At 41.3% G+C, this 18750-nt stretch carries 16 protein-coding genes; 15 read left to right on the top strand and 1 reads right to left on the bottom strand.

All coding sequences use genetic code 11. The features are described 5' to 3' along the window. Positions 1 to 43: 43 nt before the first annotated feature. From AS180_RS22045 to pyrE, 14 genes are all read left to right on the top strand, one after another. Positions 44 to 187, top strand: coding sequence for a hypothetical protein (locus tag AS180_RS22045; RefSeq protein ID WP_156413417.1), 144 nt, complete (start codon positions 44 to 46; stop codon positions 185 to 187). Between the two features lie 209 nt (positions 188 to 396). After that, complete coding sequence (locus tag AS180_RS01140; protein ID WP_025909059.1) at positions 397 to 690, top strand: conjugal transfer protein TraR; 294 nt, start codon at positions 397 to 399, stop codon at positions 688 to 690. A 79-nt stretch (positions 691 to 769) separates the two neighbouring features. Beyond that, a complete protein-coding gene (lspA, locus tag AS180_RS01135) occupies positions 770 to 1240 on the top strand; it encodes a signal peptidase II (protein ID WP_025909058.1) in 471 nt (156 codons plus the stop codon). Further along, positions 1237 to 2151, top strand: coding sequence for an RluA family pseudouridine synthase (locus tag AS180_RS01130; protein ID WP_025909057.1), 915 nt, complete (start codon positions 1237 to 1239; stop codon positions 2149 to 2151). The genes lspA and AS180_RS01130 overlap by 4 nt, the downstream gene beginning before the upstream one ends. A 191-nt stretch (positions 2152 to 2342) precedes the next feature. Then, positions 2343 to 2885, top strand: coding sequence for a bifunctional pyr operon transcriptional regulator/uracil phosphoribosyltransferase PyrR (pyrR, locus tag AS180_RS01125; RefSeq protein WP_025909056.1), 543 nt, complete (start codon positions 2343 to 2345; stop codon positions 2883 to 2885). A 155-nt stretch (positions 2886 to 3040) separates the two neighbouring features. Next, on the top strand, positions 3041 to 4351 hold the full coding sequence (locus tag AS180_RS01120; protein ID WP_062686229.1) for a uracil-xanthine permease family protein: 1311 nt from the start codon (positions 3041 to 3043) through the stop codon (positions 4349 to 4351). Between the two features lie 238 nt (positions 4352 to 4589). After that, positions 4590 to 5528 (top strand): aspartate carbamoyltransferase catalytic subunit, encoded by a 939-nt coding sequence (locus AS180_RS01115; RefSeq protein WP_025909054.1) that lies wholly within the window; start codon positions 4590 to 4592, stop codon positions 5526 to 5528. Further along, on the top strand, positions 5491 to 6780 hold the full coding sequence (locus AS180_RS01110; protein ID WP_025909053.1) for a dihydroorotase: 1290 nt from the start codon (positions 5491 to 5493) through the stop codon (positions 6778 to 6780). The genes AS180_RS01115 and AS180_RS01110 overlap by 38 nt, the downstream gene beginning before the upstream one ends. After that, positions 6765 to 7850, top strand: coding sequence for a carbamoyl phosphate synthase small subunit (locus tag AS180_RS01105; protein WP_025909052.1), 1086 nt, complete (start codon positions 6765 to 6767; stop codon positions 7848 to 7850). Before AS180_RS01110 ends, AS180_RS01105 begins: the two co-directional genes overlap by 16 nt. Beyond that, positions 7850 to 11062, top strand: a complete 3213-nt coding sequence (gene carB, locus AS180_RS01100; RefSeq protein ID WP_025909051.1) for a carbamoyl-phosphate synthase large subunit — start codon at positions 7850 to 7852, stop codon at positions 11060 to 11062. Before AS180_RS01105 ends, carB begins: the two co-directional genes overlap by 1 nt. Further along, positions 11059 to 11832, top strand: a complete 774-nt coding sequence (locus AS180_RS01095; protein ID WP_025909050.1) for a dihydroorotate dehydrogenase electron transfer subunit — start codon at positions 11059 to 11061, stop codon at positions 11830 to 11832. The genes carB and AS180_RS01095 overlap by 4 nt, the downstream gene beginning before the upstream one ends. After that, positions 11829 to 12770 (top strand): dihydroorotate dehydrogenase, encoded by a 942-nt coding sequence (locus tag AS180_RS01090; protein WP_025909049.1) that lies wholly within the window; start codon positions 11829 to 11831, stop codon positions 12768 to 12770. Before AS180_RS01095 ends, AS180_RS01090 begins: the two co-directional genes overlap by 4 nt. After that, positions 12742 to 13464, top strand: coding sequence for an orotidine-5'-phosphate decarboxylase (gene pyrF / locus AS180_RS01085; protein WP_025909048.1), 723 nt, complete (start codon positions 12742 to 12744; stop codon positions 13462 to 13464). The genes AS180_RS01090 and pyrF overlap by 29 nt, the downstream gene beginning before the upstream one ends. After that, positions 13461 to 14114, top strand: coding sequence for an orotate phosphoribosyltransferase (pyrE, locus tag AS180_RS01080; RefSeq protein WP_025909047.1), 654 nt, complete (start codon positions 13461 to 13463; stop codon positions 14112 to 14114). Before pyrF ends, pyrE begins: the two co-directional genes overlap by 4 nt. Positions 14115 to 14168: 54 nt before the next feature. Here the strand turns inward: pyrE and AS180_RS01075 are convergent, their stop codons facing one another. Then, positions 14169 to 15878 carry an Rqc2 family fibronectin-binding protein gene (locus AS180_RS01075; RefSeq protein ID WP_062686227.1) on the bottom strand — a complete coding sequence of 570 codons (1710 nt, stop codon included), beginning with the start codon at positions 15876 to 15878 and terminating at the stop codon, positions 14169 to 14171. A gap of 142 nt (positions 15879 to 16020) precedes the next feature. On the opposite strand from AS180_RS01075, the gene AS180_RS01070 reads away from it, so the two are divergent. Continuing rightward, entirely contained in the window at positions 16021 to 18699 is a 2679-nt protein-coding gene (locus AS180_RS01070; protein WP_062686226.1) for a calcium-translocating P-type ATPase, SERCA-type, read from the top strand. The last annotated feature ends 51 nt before the right edge of the window (positions 18700 to 18750 follow it).

The raw sequence follows: 18750 nt of genomic DNA, 5'->3' as shown, positions 1-18750 counted from the left end.
GTTCAGGTTTTTTGTTGATTGTGAAAACAATGTTGGAAACAGGGTGGAATGGACCGTAGGACACTCGACTCCTGCGGGAAAGAGAGGGAAAACGGAAATCCCGCAGCGCAGCGAGGAAGCTCAGGTTCCTCCCCGCGGAAAGCGAGTGGCCGTAGCGCAATGGAACGAACGAGTTGAGACAAACTAAAGAGATGGGAACAGCTAGTGTTCGTCTTTTAGAAGCAATCATTTTGTTATGTCCCAAACTCTTTTTTTGGAAAAAAGACTGTACGAAATTCCCAACACGTATTGTTATGAGGTTTTTGAAGGAAGGAAAAACTTGTCGTGTTGCAATCGTCTCAATATCGGTAACGATAAAATCAATAAGATTGATTTCATCGATAAGGAGGCGGTTTAATGTACGAGCAGTACCTTTCAATTGGACAAGAACTATCAGTTATAAAGGAAGAACTACAAGAACGCCTAATTCAATATGATGGTAATACGAATGAGATGAAATATGAACCCTATAAAGAACGATACGTTATTGATATGATTAAAGCAGATTTAAAAGATGTAGAGCGAGCTTTAGCAAAGCTTGATGTCGGAGCGTTTGGAATCGATGAAAATACGGGGGAACAAATGTGTATTCACAAATTAAAAGTCATCCCAACCGCCAGAACGGAACAAGATTTATTTGTTTTATGGTAAGAAGCGAGAAAAAATATAAAATATATGCTAAAATGCTGTAGTATGGATTCGTTTGACTTTACGGCAGGAGGAAACGGCTTTGTTTTATTATATGATTGCTTTGGCTATTATTATTTTTGACCAGTTAACAAAGTGGATTGTAGTTAAAGAAATGGAACTTGGTGAAAGTATTCCGGTTATTGACAACTTTTTGTATATTACTTCACATCGAAATAGAGGAGCAGCTTGGGGCATTTTACAAGGACAAATGTGGTTTTTTTATGTTATCACCATTATTGTTGTCATAGGGCTTATCGTGTATATTCGGAAGATAAATAAAGCGGATAAGTGGCTTGGAGTAGCGCTTGGGCTGATGTTAGGTGGAGCAATAGGGAACTTTATTGACCGTGTTTTTCGCCAAGAAGTGGTGGATTTCGTTAATACATACATTTTCACATACGATTTTCCAATCTTTAACGTTGCGGATTCAGCATTGGTAGTTGGTGTTGGTATTATGTTTATCCTCACGTTATTTGAAGGAAAGCAAAAGAAGGAGAGCACGAAAGAATGAGCGTAGTTGAAATTGTTATTGAAGAAGGACAAAAAAGTGAACGTATCGATAAGGTATTAGCAACTGCTAATACAGAATGGTCACGTTCACAGGTTCAGCAGTGGATTAAAGATGAGTTTGCAAAAGTAAACGGCGATACGGTAAAAGGAAACTATAAATGTAAAGTTGGGGACGTTGTTACATTAGAAGTGCCTGATTTAAAAGAACCGGACATTGTTGCCGAAGAAATGGACCTAGATATTTATTATGAAGATGAAGACGTGCTAGTCGTAAACAAGCCTAGAGGTATGGTTGTTCATCCAGCTCCAGGTCATTATACTGGGACCCTTGTAAACGGCTTAATGGCTCACTGCAAAGATTTATCTGGCATTAACGGAGTAATGAGACCAGGGATTGTACACCGTATTGATAAAGATACGTCTGGACTGCTAATGGTGGCAAAAAATGATATGGCTCATGAATCACTTGTAAATCAGCTCGTTGCTAAAACAGTAACGCGACGTTACAAAGCGATTGTACACGGCGTTATTCAACATGATCATGGTACAATTGATGCACCAATTGGCCGCGATAAGCAAGAGCGTCAAAGTATGACTGTTACGGATGATAGATCTCGCGATGCCGTAACGCATTTTACAGTATTGGAACGCTTTAAAGATTTTTCATTAGTGGAGTGTAAGCTTGAAACGGGAAGAACGCACCAAATTCGCGTTCACATGAAGTACATTGGTTTTCCTCTTGCAGGAGACCCAAAGTATGGGCCAAAAAAGACGCTTCCTATTGAAGGACAAGCACTTCATGCTGGCGTGTTAGGTTTTGTTCACCCTCGTACAAACGAATATATTGAGTTTGAAGCACCTGTACCAAAAGTATTTGAAGAAATGCTGGAGCTACTTAAAAAAAGAAGTTGACAAGAAGTAATGAAACTGTCATACTGTAGGTAACTTAATGAGAACCTTTAAAGACAGTCCCGTGAGGCTGAGAAGGAAACGTACAAAACGTGGGTTTTTTCTACCCTTTTCTACAGATAAACGTAGGCGTTTTAATCCTCTCACCTTAGCGGTAGAGGATTTTTTTATGTCATAATTGGGGTGAAGAACAGATGAATGTAAAAGCAACTGTACTAGATGACCAAGCAATTCGTCGCGCATTAACAAGAATCGCGCATGAAATTATTGAAAAGAATAAAGGCATTGATAACTGCGTGCTTGTTGGAATTAAGACACGCGGAATTTATATAGCAAAGCGTCTAGCTGAGCGTATCGAACAAATTGAAGGAAAAACGCTACCGGTTGGAGAGCTAGATATTACGCTTTATCGAGATGATTTATCAAAAGTAACGAATAACGATGAGCCGCTTGTAAAGGGGTCGGATATCCCGACGGATATTACAAGCAAGAACGTCATACTGGTTGATGACGTATTGTACACGGGTCGTACGGTTCGTGCAGCGCTGGATGCGCTTATTGATATCGGCAGACCTGAGCTGATTCAGCTGGCTGTGCTTGTGGATCGAGGCCATAGAGAGCTTCCAATTCGTGCAGACTACGTGGGGAAAAACGTACCAACAGCGAAGTCAGAAAAAATTGCCGTTCAGTTAGCAGAAGTTGATGAACTGGACCAAGTAGCTATTTACGAAAAATAATATACACGCCCTTTTAAACGGTAGTCCCGTGAGGCTGCAAAAGGGGGAAACACTGCGTGAAGCGAATGATTCGTCATGTTGCTTCATGCTGTGGAAACCTCTTTGCGCACTTGTGTAAAGAGGTTTTTTTATGGGCGTAAAAGGAGAAGAGAAGAATGAAACAACAGATTGTACTTGATATACACGATCGACCAAGTCCGGTAAAATGGTTAGCCCTTAGTATTCAGCACCTGTTCGCGATGTTTGGAGCGACGATTTTAGTTCCGTTTTTAGTAGGATTAAGCCCGGCAGTAGCACTTGTATCAAGTGGAGTGGGGACACTGGCATTTCTACTGATTACAAGAGGGCAAGTACCCGCTTACCTTGGGTCATCCTTCGCGTTTATCGCACCAATTATTTCAGCGAAAGCAACGCTTGGACCTGAACAGGCCATGGTCGGTTGTTTCCTAGCAGGGCTAGTATACGGAATTGTAGCCCTTGTTATTAAAGGAACAGGAATTAACTGGGTTATGAAGCTATTGCCACCGATTGTAGTAGGGCCCGTTATTATTGTGATTGGCTTGGGCTTAGCTAACAAGGCTGTAAGCATGGCGATGAATGATGCTGATGGGAATTATAGCAGTCAGTACCTGCTTGTCGCGCTTGTTACGCTCGCTATTACGGTTATTTGCTCAGTATACTTTAAAAACATAATTAGCTTGATTCCAATCTTCATTGGAATTGTTGGTGGCTATCTGTTTGCCTATACACAAGGCTTAGTAAGCTTAAAAGAAGTAAAAGAAGCACCATTCATTGCAGTCCCAGATTTTTATATCCCATTCGTGTCCTACACGCCATCGATTTCGCTAGGCATCATTCTAGTAATGGTTCCTGTAGCGGTAGTGACGCTTTCAGAACACATTGGACATCTGCTTGTGTTAAATAAGATTGTCGATCGTAACTACATCGAAAAGCCAGGTTTGCATCGTACGGTGTTAGGTGATGGAGTTGCAACGATGCTTGCAGGTTTAATGGGAGGTCCTCCGAATACAACATACGGTGAAAACATCGGCGTACTTGCAATTACAAGAGTGTTTAGCGTTTTTGTGCTAGGAGGAGCAGCGGTCATCGCCATCTTGTTTGGATTTAGTGGAAAAGTGACAGCGCTGATTTCGAGCGTACCTTCACCAGTCATGGGCGGTGTATCAATCCTCTTGTTTGGAATTATTGCCGCATCAGGACTGCGCATGATGGTTGACGGACAGGTTGACCTTGGAGATAAACGCAACTTAGTCATCGCATCCATCATTCTCGTATTGGGAGTTGGAGGAGCACACCTGGAGCTTTCTGAACAAGTACAGATCGATGGAATGGCACTTGCAACTATTGTAGGAATCATCTTAAACCTTGTACTACCAAAATCGAAAGAGCCGGAAGCTGTGACTTCAGAAGTAGAAGAAGTACAAGAAAATCAAAAAATTTCATAAACGCCTTTTAAAAGAAATCCAGAGAGGTTTCCAAGGGTGTAGTACAGCGCGTCAAAGACGATGCTTGTTTTCTCACACCCTTTCTATATCAAGAAAGGGTGTTTTTTATTCCACTTACACTGCTAAATAACGTTTAACAAGTTTAACTAACAATCAGTAGAGATGAAGAAAGTCTTCACTGATGGAAGTTCAATTTTATAAAAAGTGAATGAGATGAAACAAAATGGAGGGAATCGATATGAAACATTTAGTGACAGTCTCAACGCTAGAAGTAAATGAAATTCTACAAATCTTAAGTGATGCTGAAAACTATCGAGTAAATCAACGAGGGTGGTACCCGAAGGAAAAGATGTTTGTGGCGAACCTATTTTTTGAAGCGAGCACGAGAACGCGCTGCAGTTTTGAAATGGCTGAGCAAAAGTTAGGTTTAACAACCATCCCTTTTGAAGTGACAACGTCAAGTGTCCAAAAAGGAGAAACTCTTTACGACACCATTGAGACGCTAGCAGCCATTGGAGTTCAATCGGTGGTCATTCGCCATCCAGAAGATCGCTATTATGAAAAACTTCAAGAACAAGTATCGATTCCAATTCTTAATGCAGGGGATGGCTGTGGTCAGCATCCAACGCAGTGCCTGCTGGATTTACTCACGATTCAGCAAGAGTTTGGGTCTTTCAAAGGCTTAAAAATTGCCATTATGGGGGATTTGAGGCATAGTCGCGTTGCCCGTTCAAACGCTGAAATGTTAACAAAACTAGGCGCAACGGTTTATTTCGCTGGACCAGAAGAGTGGCGAGATGAGTCAAATCCATATGGTACATATATAGGCGTGGATGAGGCTATACAAACTGTTGATGTGGTGATGTTACTTCGAATTCAGTTTGAAAGGCATTCAAAGAACCACTCTACTTTAGAGGAAGAATATCACAGTCGCTACGGCCTTACGGTTGAGCGAGAGAAAAGTATGAAAAATGGCAGCATTATCTTACACCCGGCTCCAGTCAACCGCGGGGTAGAAATTGCGGATGAACTAGTTGAGTGTCAACGCTCAAGAATTTTTAAACAAATGGAAAACGGCGTTTACATCCGAATGGCTGTTTTAGCACGATCATTACAATCAGTTGAAAGGGGAATGAATGATGAAAACAATTATCAAAAATGCTACATGGTTAACTGAGGGAAAGCGTGAAAGAATTGAATTAAAGATTGAAAATGGCATAATCACTGAAATTGCAAGCGAAATTCCCGCAACGGATGAAGAGGTTATTGATGCAAACGGTCATTTAGTAGCACCAGGTTTTATTGATGTGCATGTTCATTTAAGAGAGCCTGGTGGAGAAAAGAAAGAAACAATTGAAACGGGAACGTTAGCAGCTGCCAAAGGTGGATTTACCGCAATTGCAGCTATGCCAAATACCCGCCCGGTACCAGATACTGTTGAACAAATGGAATGGCTGAATAAACAAATTGAAGAAACAGCCCATGTACGTGTGCTACCTTATGCATCCATTACAATTCGTCAGCTTGGAAAAGATCTTACAAACTTTGAAGGGTTAAAAGAAGCCGGAGCATTTGCTTTTACAGATGATGGTGTGGGTGTCCAGTCGACAGGAAAGATGCTAGAAGCAATGAAAACAGCTGCTGAACTAGACAAAGCAATTGTTGCACATTGTGAAGATAATGAACTTATTAACAAAGGGTGTGTACATGACGGAAAGTTTGCAAAAGAGCATGGGCTTAACGGCATTCCATCTATTTGTGAAGCCGTGCAGATTGCAAGAGATGTTCTACTAGCGGAAGAAGCAGGCTGTCACTACCATGTATGTCATGTAAGTACAAAAGAGTCCATTCGTACAATTCGCGATGCGAAAAAAGCAGGCATTCGCGTAACTGCCGAAGTAACGCCGCATCACCTTTTATTAAGCGAAGAAGATATTCCATCGCTTGATGCTAACTTCAAAATGAACCCGCCACTTCGCGGAAAAGAAGATCAACAAGCGCTAATTGAAGCGTTATTAGACGGAACGCTTGATTTCATTGCAACAGACCATGCGCCGCATACGGCTGAAGAAAAAGCGGAAGGGATGGAGCTTGCTCCGTTTGGAATTGTTGGGCTTGAAACCGCGTTTCCACTTCTTTATACAAACTTAGTTTTAAAAGGAGTCATTACATTAGAGCAGCTCATTTCGTACTTAACGAATAAGCCGGCAGAAACGTTTAAGCTTCCATACGGAACGCTTGAAGTTGGAAAACCAGCAGATTTGACGCTCATTGATTTAGAAACAGAAAGAAAGATTAATCCAGCAGAATTTGTATCAAAAGGTAAAAATACACCATTTGCAAACTGGTCTTGCAAGGGCTGGCCAATCATGACATTAGTAGAAGGTAAACAAGTATGGGAGGATGTTAAAGTATGCAACGTCAACTAATTTTAGAAGATGGAACAGTATTTATTGGAGAAGGATTTGGCAGCGAAAGAGAGATGACGGGAGAAGTTGTCTTTAATACAGGCATGACGGGATATCAAGAAATTTTATCAGATCCCTCTTACTGCGCACAAATCGTCACTTTAACATATCCTATGATTGGAAACTACGGAATTAATCGCGATGATTTTGAATCGATTGAACCAGCTGTGCATGGTTTAATTGTGAAAGAAGTTTGCGAAGTCCCATCAAATTTCAGAAGTGAACTTTCAGTTGATGAGTTTTTGAAACAAAAAGACATTCCTGGTTTAGCTGGAATTGATACGCGTAAACTAACGCGTAAAATTCGCCAGCACGGTGCGCTTCGCGGTCGAGTATGCGGGATGGACGTGAACGTAGAAGAGGTAGTTACAGGTCTTAAAAACTACAGCTTGCCAACAGATTCAGTTAAAAAAGTATCAACAACAAATGCATATCCAAGCCCAGGACGCGGTCAAAAAGTAGTACTAGTTGACTATGGAATGAAGCACGGGATTCTTAGAGAATTAACGGCTCGCCAGTGTGACGTCATCGTAGTTCCTTACAACGTGACTGCAGAAGAGGTTCTTCGCTTGAACCCAGATGGGATTATGCTGAGCAATGGACCTGGAGATCCAAAAGATGTGCCGGAAGCTATCGATATGATTAACGGAATTTTAGGAAAAGTACCTTTGTTCGGAATTTGTTTAGGACATCAATTATTTTCATTAGCCTGCGGGGCAGATACAGAGAAAATGAAGTTTGGTCATAGAGGTTCTAATCATCCTGTAAAAGATTTACGAACAAACAAAGTTGCTCTTACTTCTCAAAACCATGGCTATACGGTGCGTGAAGCATCACTAGAAAACACGGATTTAGAAGTTACGCATATCGCGTTAAATGATGGAACAGTTGAAGGAGTTAAACATACGAAGTATCCAGCGTTCACCGTACAATATCATCCAGAAGCATCACCTGGACCAGAGGACGCAAACGGATTATTTAATGAATTTATGGAACTTATGAAAAACAATCAGAAAGTAGGTAATTGCTAATGCCAAAACGTCAAGATATTCAAACTATTTTAGTAATCGGATCAGGTCCAATCGTCATTGGTCAAGCAGCAGAATTTGATTATGCTGGTGCACAAGCATGTATTGCATTAAAAGAAGAAGGGTACAAAGTTATTCTTGTAAACTCCAACCCTGCAACGATTATGACGGATTCCGAGATGGCAGATAAAGTATATATCGAACCTCTAACGGTTGAGTTTGTAAGTTCAATTATTCGTAAAGAGCGCCCAGATGCGTTACTCCCAACACTTGGAGGACAAACGGGACTAAACTTAGCTGTTGAGCTTCACAACACAGGTATTTTAGAAGAATTTAACGTTGAAATTCTTGGTACAAAGTTATCAGCTATTGAACAAGCAGAAGATCGTGAGCAGTTCCGCTCTCTAATGAACGACCTAAACCAGCCGGTTCCAGCAAGTGAAATTATCCATACGCTTGACGAAGCATATTCATTCGTTGAACAAGTAGATTATCCAGTTATTGTTCGTCCAGCATACACGTTAGGCGGAACAGGCGGCGGTATTTGTCATAATGAACAAGAACTCATTGAAATTGTCACAAGCGGTTTGAAAAACAGTCCGGTAACGCAATGTCTATTAGAAAAAAGTATTGCTGGATTTAAGGAAATTGAATATGAAGTAATGCGTGATGCAAACGATAATGCAATTGTTGTATGTAACATGGAAAACTTTGACCCAGTAGGGATTCACACGGGTGATTCTATCGTTGTAGCACCAAGTCAAACGTTAAGCGATCGTGAATATCAGCTATTACGAAATGCTTCACTAACGATTATTCGAGCATTAAAGATTGAAGGTGGATGTAACGTTCAGCTAGCGCTTGACCCAGAAAGCTTTCAATACTATGTCATTGAAGTAAATCCGCGCGTAAGCCGTTCTTCAGCACTTGCATCGAAAGCGACAGGATATCCAATTGCAAAGCTAGCAGCTAAAATTGCTGTTGGATTAACTCTGGATGAAATGATGAATCCTGTTACAGGAAAAACGTATGCATGCTTTGAACCAGCGCTTGATTACATCGTATCAAAAATTCCACGCTGGCCGTTTGATAAATTTGAATCAGCTAACCGTAAGCTTGGAACACAAATGAAAGCAACAGGCGAAGTAATGGCAATTGGTCGTACGTTTGAAGAGTCACTTCTAAAGGCTGTTCGTTCGCTAGAAGCAAATGTTCATCACTTAGAGCTTAAAGACGCGCATGAGTTTAGCGATGAAATCATTGAAAAGCGAATTCGTAAAGCAGGCGATGAGCGTTTATTCTACATCGCTGAAGCGATTCGTCGCGGCGTAACGATCGAGCAGATCCACGATTGGAGTAAGATTGACTTATTCTTCTTAGTGAAGCTTGAACGAATAATTGCATTTGAAGCTGTGTTAAAAGAAGAGATTCATAATATTGAAGTGTTACAGAAAGCAAAAGAAATGGGATTTGCAGATGATACCATTGCGAAGCTGTGGAATCAATCAGAGCGTGAAGTATATGATTTCCGCAAGCAAAATGGCGTAACACCAGTTTATAAAACAGTTGATACATGCGCAGCAGAGTTTGAATCAAGCACACCTTACTTCTATGGGACATTTGAAGAGGAAAACGAGTCAACCGTAACGGAGCGCAAGAGTGTGATGGTGTTAGGATCTGGTCCGATTCGTATCGGTCAAGGAATTGAATTCGACTATGCGACGGTGCATTCCGTATGGGCAATTAAAGAGGCTGGTTACGAAGCAATCATTGTTAACAACAATCCAGAAACCGTTTCGACTGACTTCAGTATCTCAGATAAATTATATTTTGAGCCGCTTACGGTAGAAGATGTAATGCATATTATCGACTTAGAAAAGCCAGAAGGTGTGGTTGTTCAGTTCGGTGGACAAACAGCTATCAATCTAGCAGAAGAGCTTGCAGCAAGAGGTGTAAAAATCTTAGGAACATCTCTAGAAAGCTTAGATGCAGCCGAAGATCGTAAAAAGTTTGAAGCAACGCTTGCTCGATTAGATGTACCGCAACCCTTAGGTAAAACTGTAACTTCAGTTGAAGAAGCAGTCGTTGTTGCAAGTGAAATCGGCTATCCAGTTCTTGTTCGTCCTTCTTATGTACTAGGTGGACGTGCAATGGAAATTGTATACAAAGAAGAAGAGCTGCTGCATTACATGAAAAATGCAGTAAAAGTACACGCAGACCATCCTGTTTTAATCGACCGTTACTTAACGGGTAAAGAGATTGAAGTAGATGCAATCTCTGATGGTGAAACAGTGGTTATTCCAGGAATTATGGAGCACGTAGAGCGCGCAGGTGTCCACTCAGGTGATTCAATTGCAGTCTACCCTCCTCAAACATTATCAGAGGAAGTAAAAAACACGATTATCGACTATACAACAAGAATTGCGAAAGGCTTAAATATTATCGGACTGCTGAACATTCAGTTTGTTCTATCAAAAGGGGAGGTTTATGTACTAGAAGTAAACCCACGCTCAAGTCGTACGGTACCGTTCTTAAGTAAAATTACGCGCATTCCAATGGCTAATGTTGCGACAAAAGTGATTTTAGGAACAAGCCTAAAAGATCTCGGCTACGAGTCTGGTCTACATCCAGAAGAAGAAGGCGTGTATGTAAAAGTACCGGTGTTCTCATTTGCGAAGCTACGCCGTGTTGATATTACGCTTGGACCAGAAATGAAGTCAACGGGTGAAGTAATGGGACAAGATTCTACGTATGAAAAAGCTCTTTACAAAGGCTTAATTGCGTCGGGAATGTCAATCAAACCATACGGCTCAGTACTGATGACGGTAGCAGATAAAGACAAAGAAGAAGCAACAGAGCTTGCAAAACGCTTTGCCAATATCGGTTATCAAGTTATTGCAACAGAAGGAACAGCAGAAGTATTCGAAAAAGAAAACATTCGCGTGAAAGTGGTAAACAAAATTCACGACCAAGATCATAACCTACTTGATGTCATTCGCACAGGTGAAGCGCAGCTTGTGGTTAACACATTAACAAAAGGTAAGCAACCGGCTCGTGATGGATTTAAAATTCGTCGTGAAGCAGTTGAAAATGGCGTACCTTGCTTAACGTCACTAGATACAGCAGAAGCAATTCTACGCGTACTTGAAACAATTAGCTTCCACACCGTACCGATGAAAGAAGCGCGCCCAGCTCGTGAGGTGACAACTGTATGAAAAAACATGAAATGATGCAAGTCGTCAAGCAGCGTCCTTTAACTCATAACGTTTACGAATTAACACTGAAAGGCGAGCTTGTTCGTTTCATGAATGAGCCTGGTCAGTTCGTTCACATTCGCGTTGAGAATCAGTATTTACCCCTTCTAAGAAGGCCGATTAGCATCGCTGAAATTAACCAACATGCAAATGAGTTTAAGATGATTTATCGTGCGGAAGGTGCAGGAACAAAGCTACTTGCTAGCAAGCAGTCAGGCGAAGCAGTAGATGTGTTAGGACCTTTAGGTCACGGGTTTCCGACAGATGTGCTAGAAAGTGGGAAAACAGCTGTATTGGTAGGTGGAGGGATTGGAGTTCCTCCTCTATACGAGCTGTCCAAACGCTTAATGGCAAAAGGAATCAAGGTTGTTCATGTACTTGGATTTCAGTCAGCTGCGGATGTGTTTTATGAAGAAGAATTTAACGAACTAGGAGACACGCATATTGCAACGGTGGACGGAACTTTGGGTACAAAAGGGTTTGTAACGGACGTAATTGATCGACTTCAACTGCCGTACGACACGATGTTTTCTTGTGGCCCAACGCCCATGCTACGCGCTTTAGAAGCAAACTATAGCGATAAGCCCCTTTATATTTCATTAGAGGAAAGAATGGGCTGTGGAATTGGAGCTTGTTTTGCATGTGTATGTCGTCAAGCTGAAGAGTCTAATGCATATAAGAAAATTTGTAGTGATGGACCCGTTTTCCAAGCAGGGGAGGTGCTTTTATGAACATGCTTCAAACGAAATTACCAGGATTAAATTTAAAAAATCCCATCATGCCAGCTTCGGGATGCTTTGGGTTTGGAAGAGAGTATGCACAGTTTTATTCATTGGATACGCTTGGAGCTATCATGATTAAAGCTACAACTGCGGAAATAAGGTTTGGAAATCCAACACCGCGCGTGGCAGAAACCCAAGCAGGGATGCTAAATGCAATTGGATTACAAAACCCAGGGTTAGAAAAAGTTATGTCAGAAGAGTTAGTATGGCTTCAAAAATACGATGTACCCATTATTGCAAACGTTGCAGGTGCATCTGTTGAAGAGTACGTAGAAGTGGCAAAGAAGATTTCAACTGCTTCAAATGTAAAAGCATTAGAGTTAAATATTTCATGTCCAAACGTAAAAGAAGGTGGCATCGCTTTTGGCGTTGATCCAGTGATTGCTGCTCGCTTAACAAAAGCGGTAAAAGAGGTATCGGAAGTGCCTGTATACGTTAAGTTATCTCCGAACGTGTCAAATATTGTAGGGATGGCTACAGCAGTAGAATCAGCGGGAGCAGATGGATTAACGATGATTAATACGCTTTTGGGAATGCGTCTTGATTTAAAAACGGCACAGCCGGTGTTAGCAAACGGAACTGGCGGATTATCAGGTCCGGCAATTAAGCCAGTAGCTATTCGTATGGTGCATGAAGTGAGCCAAAAAGTAAATATTCCAATCATTGGAATGGGTGGAGTGACGACGGCTGAAGATGCGTTGGAATTTTTATACGCAGGTGCGAGCGCAGTTGCAGTAGGAACAGCAAACTTTGTAGATCCTTACGTCTGTCCAACTATCATCGATGAGCTGCCAAAATTAATTAATTCTTTAGGGTATGAGCATGTATCTGAATGTGTAGGAAGGAGCTGGAAAAAACATGAAAAAGCCGTTTATCATTGCTCTTGATTTTTCATCACTTCATGATGTGAAAAATTTTTTAGCACCGTTTCAAGGAGAGTCTCTTTATGTGAAAGTAGGAATGGAGCTTTTCTATAAAGAAGGGTTAGCAATCGTTTCTTATTTAAAAGAGCAGGGACATGAAATTTTTCTAGACTTGAAGCTTCATGATATTCCGAATACAGTGAAAAATGGAATGAAATCATTGGCTTCTCTAGACGTTGATTTAGTGAACGTTCATGCGGCCGGAGGTACACACATGATGCAATCGGCTCTTGAAGGGCTGGAAGCAGGTACTTCTGCTGGTAAACAGCGCCCGCTATGCATCGCAGTGACTCAGCTCACAAGCACATCTGATACAATGTTGAAAGAGCAGCAGCTTATTACACATTCAATGCAAGAAGTTGTAACACATTATGCTTCTCTTGCTCATCAAAGCAAATTAGATGGTGTGGTATGCTCAACTCATGAAGTGCCAAGCATACGTAAGGCTGTAGGTAAATCGTTTTTAACCGTAACGCCTGGAATTCGAATGGCGCTTGATTCAAATGATGATCAAGTACGAGTAGCAACACCTGAGCTTGCGAGAGAATACGGGGCAAGTGCTATTGTAGTAGGACGCTCTGTGACAAACGCAAGCAATCCAGTAGAAGCTTATTACCAAATGTTAAAGCAATGGAAAGGGGAGCATGTATCACAATGACAAACTTACGAAAAGAAATCGCCAAACAACTAATTGATATCCAGGCAGTTAGCCTTCAACCAGATCACCCATTTACATGGGCTTCTGGAATTAAATCTCCCATCTATTGTGATAATCGCCTAACGCTATCTTATCCAGGTGTTCGAAAAGAGATTGCTAAAGGTTTGCAAAGTTTGATTAAAACATATTTTGCAAATGCAGAAGTAATTGCAGGAACGGCAACGGCTGGAATTCCACATGCAGCGTGGGTGAGCGAAGCGCTTGAGTTACCGATGTGCTATGTTCGCAGTAAAGCGAAGGGACATGGTCGTGGTAACCAAATTGAAGGAAAAGTAAAAGAAGGTCAAAAGGTCGTTGTAATTGAAGACTTAATCTCAACTGGGGGCAGTGTTCTGACAGCAGTGAATGCGTTAAAAGAACAAGGCTGCAACGTACTGGGTGTCGTATCTATCTTTACATACGAACTGGAAAAAGCGCGTCAGTTATTTAAAGAAGAAGGTTTGCAGGTTTACTCATTAACGGATTATTCAACGCTTGTAGAAGCGGCAAGTGAAGCAGGATACATCCAGGAAGCTGCAATGAAAAAGCTCTTTAAATGGAGAGAAAACCCTTCAGATCCAGCTTGGATGACAGCTGAAGAAACGGTTTAACCTAAATGAAAAAGCGTGTCCATGATATGACGGACACGCTTTTTTATGCTGAAATTAATCTCTTAATTTTAATACAAGCTCTTCATTTGGCGTTACGTAAACCGTTTGCTGATTGTCGTAAGTAACAAAACCAGGTTTAGCACCATTCGGTTTCTTTACATGGCGAATCTTTGTAAAGTCAACCGGTACGGAGCTGGAATTTTTCGCCTTGCTGAAGTAAGCTGCAAGGTGAGCAGCTTCAAGAATGGTTTCTTCTGTTGGCTCAGCGTCACGAATAACGACGTGGGACCCAGGTGTATCTTTTGTATGAAACCAAAGATGGTCTCTGGCTGCCAGCTTATTCGTTAAGTATTCGTTTTGTTTGTTGTTTTTGCCGACCAAGATAACGGTACCGTCACTTGCTTTATATTGCTCAAGCGTTGGAGTTGAATTCTTTTGCTTTTTATTTTTCTTTTGCTGGCGATTGCGTAGATAGCCTTCTTCTACAAGCTCCTCGCGAATTTCAGCAATATCTTTGTGAGAAGCTGTCTCCATTTGCTGCAGTAAAGATTCAAAGTAGACAATTTCTTGTTGGGCTTTTTCAATTTGTTCATGAACAATTGCTACTGAATTCTTTGCTTTTTGATATTTAGTAAAGTAGCTCTGCGCATTTTGAGCAGGCGTTTTTTGAGGATCAAGCTCAATTGTTAGCGTCCCACCCTTTTCATCATAGTAGTTTATGACATCAACGGTTGTATCTCCTTTTTTAACGAGGTGTAAATGCGACGTTAAAAGCTCTCCTGCAAGTTGGTATTCACCGGCTTTTTCAGCCTGCTGTAGCGTTCTTTGCAACTTATTAATTTTCTTTTCATTTTTCTTTTTTTCAGTTGTCATGAACTGAAGTAAATCATGTGCTTGTTGCTTAACGCGATCGCGCTCTGCTTTTCCATAATAGAAGCGGTCTAAAAGTTCACTAATGGTTGGGAACGTCTTTTCTTCACCTTGTAAGTGGCTAAGAGACAGAAGGTGAAAGTAATCTTTTCCTTGCACCGAAGTGAGGGTTGGCTGCATGTTGCCGTTTTGAATGGCACTCATTGTATTAATAAACGCTTTGGGTAACGTAGTTTGATTGGCCAGACCAGCGCGATAGACAATTTCATTGGCAAGCAACGGTGAGAGCCCAGCGAAAGCTTGAACGAGCTGATTGCCAATCTTTCCACTGTTGAAGTCTAAACTTCTTAAAACCATTTCTTCATCCGCTTCAAAAGGATCTAGCTTTTCTTGATTTGGTGGCAGTACATAAGTTGCACCAGGCAGTAGCGTACGGTGACGATTTAACGCCATTGGAATGTGCTTGATGCTATCGATAATGATATTTGTTTCTTTATCCACAAGCATGATGTTGCTGTGGCGACCCATAATTTCAATAATAAGCTGCTTAGATGTTACATCTCCAATTTCGTTGCGACCTTTTGTTTCAATAACGAGAATACGATCGAGCCCTAGCTGGTAGATTCGTTCAATAATATTTCCTTCTAGATGTTTACGAAGAAGCATGCAAAACATTGGCGGTTCAGCCGGGTTTTCATATGTTTCATTTGTAAAGTGAACGCGTGCGTAATTGGGGTGAGTTGAAATAAATAGCTTCCGATTTTCCCCCTTCGCTCGAACTTGTAAAATTAGTTCATTTGGAAATGGTTGATAGACTTTTGCGATTCGACCGGATGTTAATGCGTTATCTAATTCTTGTAAGATTCCGTATGTAAAGATTCCGTCAAATGACATGTTGTTCACATCCTTTAATGTTTCAAAAATAGTCCTTCGTAAAAGTATAGCATTTTTTAGGACGAGTCTGAATAAGCATACGATATAACATTGTAACAATCTATGTGACTCATTTACAAACAAAAGGGTGTGAAGGAATGCGATGAAATGGTATGAGCTGAGTGAGCGAGCAACATTAGAAGTGACAAAAACAGATAAAGAAAATGGATTAACTGCAAAAGAAGTCGCATTGAGGCAAAAGCAAGAAGGTTTCAATGAGCTTGCTGAAGGTGAAAAGCAGTCTGCGCTGCTCGTATTCTTGGAACAGTTTAAAGATTTTATGGTTTTGGTTTTATTAGCAGCTACGCTAATATCGGGCTTATTAGGAGAGTATATTGATGCTATTGCCATTATTGCGATTGTCGTGATTAATGGGTTTCTTGGATTCTTTCAAGAACGTCGTGCTGAAAAGTCACTTAATGCACTGAAGGAATTATCGGCGCCGCAGGTACTTGCTTTACGAGACGGTAAGTGGTCAAAGACTCTTTCTAGAGAACTGGTAGTGGGAGACATTGTCAAGTTTGGAAGTGGTGATCGGATTGGTGCTGATATTCGTCTTATTGATGCTAAAAGTTTAGAAATTGAAGAATCAGCGCTGACAGGTGAATCTGTCCCTGTTCCAAAGTATACGCGCGTATTAGAAGGAAATGAAATTCCACTTGGAGATCAAGAGAACATGGCATTTATGGGGACGCTTGTGACGCGTGGAAGCGGTGTTGGAGTTGTAGTAGGGACAGGTATGAAGACTGCCATGGGACAAATCGCCGACTTATTACAAAATGCAGAAGCAGTGATTACCCCACTGCAACGAAAACTTGAGCAGCTTGGGAAAATTCTCATTATTGTTGCGCTTTTATTAACTGTTCTTGTAGTGGGAATTGGTGTCTTGCAAGGGCATGATTTATATACGATGTTCTTAGCAGGCGTATCACTAGCCGTTGCTGCAATTCCAGAAGGATTGCCAGCAATTGTAACCGTTGCTTTATCATTGGGCGTTCAGCGAATGATTAAACAAAAATCCATTGTTCGGAAGCTTCCAGCTGTTGAAACACTGGGCTGTGCATCTGTTATTTGCTCAGATAAAACGGGAACGCTTACTCAAAACAAGATGACCGTTACTCACTTGTGGTCAGGTGGGAAAACGTGGAATTTATCTGGAACAGGCTATGACCCAAGCGGTACGTTTTCTGCTGAGGGGAAAGAAGTTAATGTTAGTCGAGAAAAACCGCTGCAGCAGCTGTTGCTGTTCGGCCTATTATGTAATCAAACAACGGTTACGAAAAAAGACAAAGATTATGTAGTCGATGGTGATCCTACAGAAGCCGCTTTAGTTGTAGCCGCAATGAAAGCGAACTTTACCCGTCAAAATGTAAAAGGAGACTTTAAAGTTATTGAAGAGTTTCCCTTTGATTCTACTAGGAAGATGATGAGTGTGGTGATAGAAGGCAAGGATAACAAGCGCTATGTGGTGACAAAGGGTGCACCAGATATTCTACTAACAAATAGCAAGTCAATTGTATGGGAAAATCGTCATCAACAGCTGTCTCCTAGCGGTCGTGAAGAAGTGCAAAACGCCATCCATTCTCTAGCGAGCCAGGCACTTCGAACGATTGCGGTTGCTTATCGCCCGCTTGAATCGTACGAAACCATTACTACTGAACAAGCAGCTGAAAAAGAGCTTGTGTTTTTAGGACTTCAAGGGATGATTGACCCTCCACGACCTGAAGTAAAGCAGGCTGTAAAAGAATGCCGAGATGCTGGCATTAAAACGGTTATGATTACAGGAGATCATGTGATAACCGCTGAAGCGATTGCCAAGCAGCTTGGGATTTTACCAAAGGGAGGACGAGTACTAGAAGGCCATACGTTAAATACAATGTCACAGTCGGAGCTTGAAGACGTAGTAGATGATGTATATGTTTATGCACGCGTATCGCCTGAGCATAAATTAAAGATTGTTAAAGCGTTACAAGCAAAAGACCACGTTGTGGCTATGACAGGTGACGGTGTAAACGACGCACCTGCAATTAAAGCAGCCGACATTGGCATAGCAATGGGAATTACAGGAACGGACGTTGCTAAAGAAGCCTCAGCGCTGGTGCTGCTAGATGATAACTTTGCAACGATTAAATCAGCGATTAAAGAAGGGCGAAACATTTATGAAAATATTCGAAAATTCATCCGATACCTACTTGCTTCTAATGTAGGAGAAATACTTGTAATGTTGTTTGCCATGATTCTAGCTCTGCCGCTTCCATTAGTACCCATTCAAATATTATGGGTCAACTTAGTGACGGATGGCCTTCCGGCGATGGCATTGGGGTTAGATCAACCTGAAGACGATGTAATGAAGCGTAGACCAAGGCATCCAAAAGAAGGGGTGTTTGCACGCGGACTTGGTTGGAAGGTAGTAAGTAGAGGGTTTTTAATTGGAATAGCGACCCTTGCTGCGTTTATTATTGTCTATGATAACAACCCTGATAACTTACAATACGCTCAAACGATAGCATTTGCTACGCTTGTCATGGCCCAGCTAATTCATGTGTTTGACTGTCGAAGTGAGAAGTCCATTTTCGACCGGAATCCTTTTGAAAATCTTTACTTAGTTGGTGCGGTTATTTCATCAATTTTGCTAATGCTAGTTGTTATTTATTATCCACCTTTACAACCAATCTTCCATACGATGGCTATTGCGCCAAGGGAATGGTTAATTATTTTAGGTTTAGCAAGTGTTCCAACATTTTTATTAGCGGGATCACTTTTAACAAGAAAAAAATCGTAATTAATGATATAGTAATAAGCACTGGTGGAAGCATACGGTTTGCTTTCACCA

The sequence above is a fragment of the Priestia veravalensis genome (assembly GCF_001457055.1).
Lineage (GTDB): Bacteria > Bacillota > Bacilli > Bacillales > Bacillaceae_H > Priestia > Priestia flexa.
Note: the sequence above shows the minus strand (reverse complement) of the source record. Positions and strands in the feature narration are given on the sequence as shown.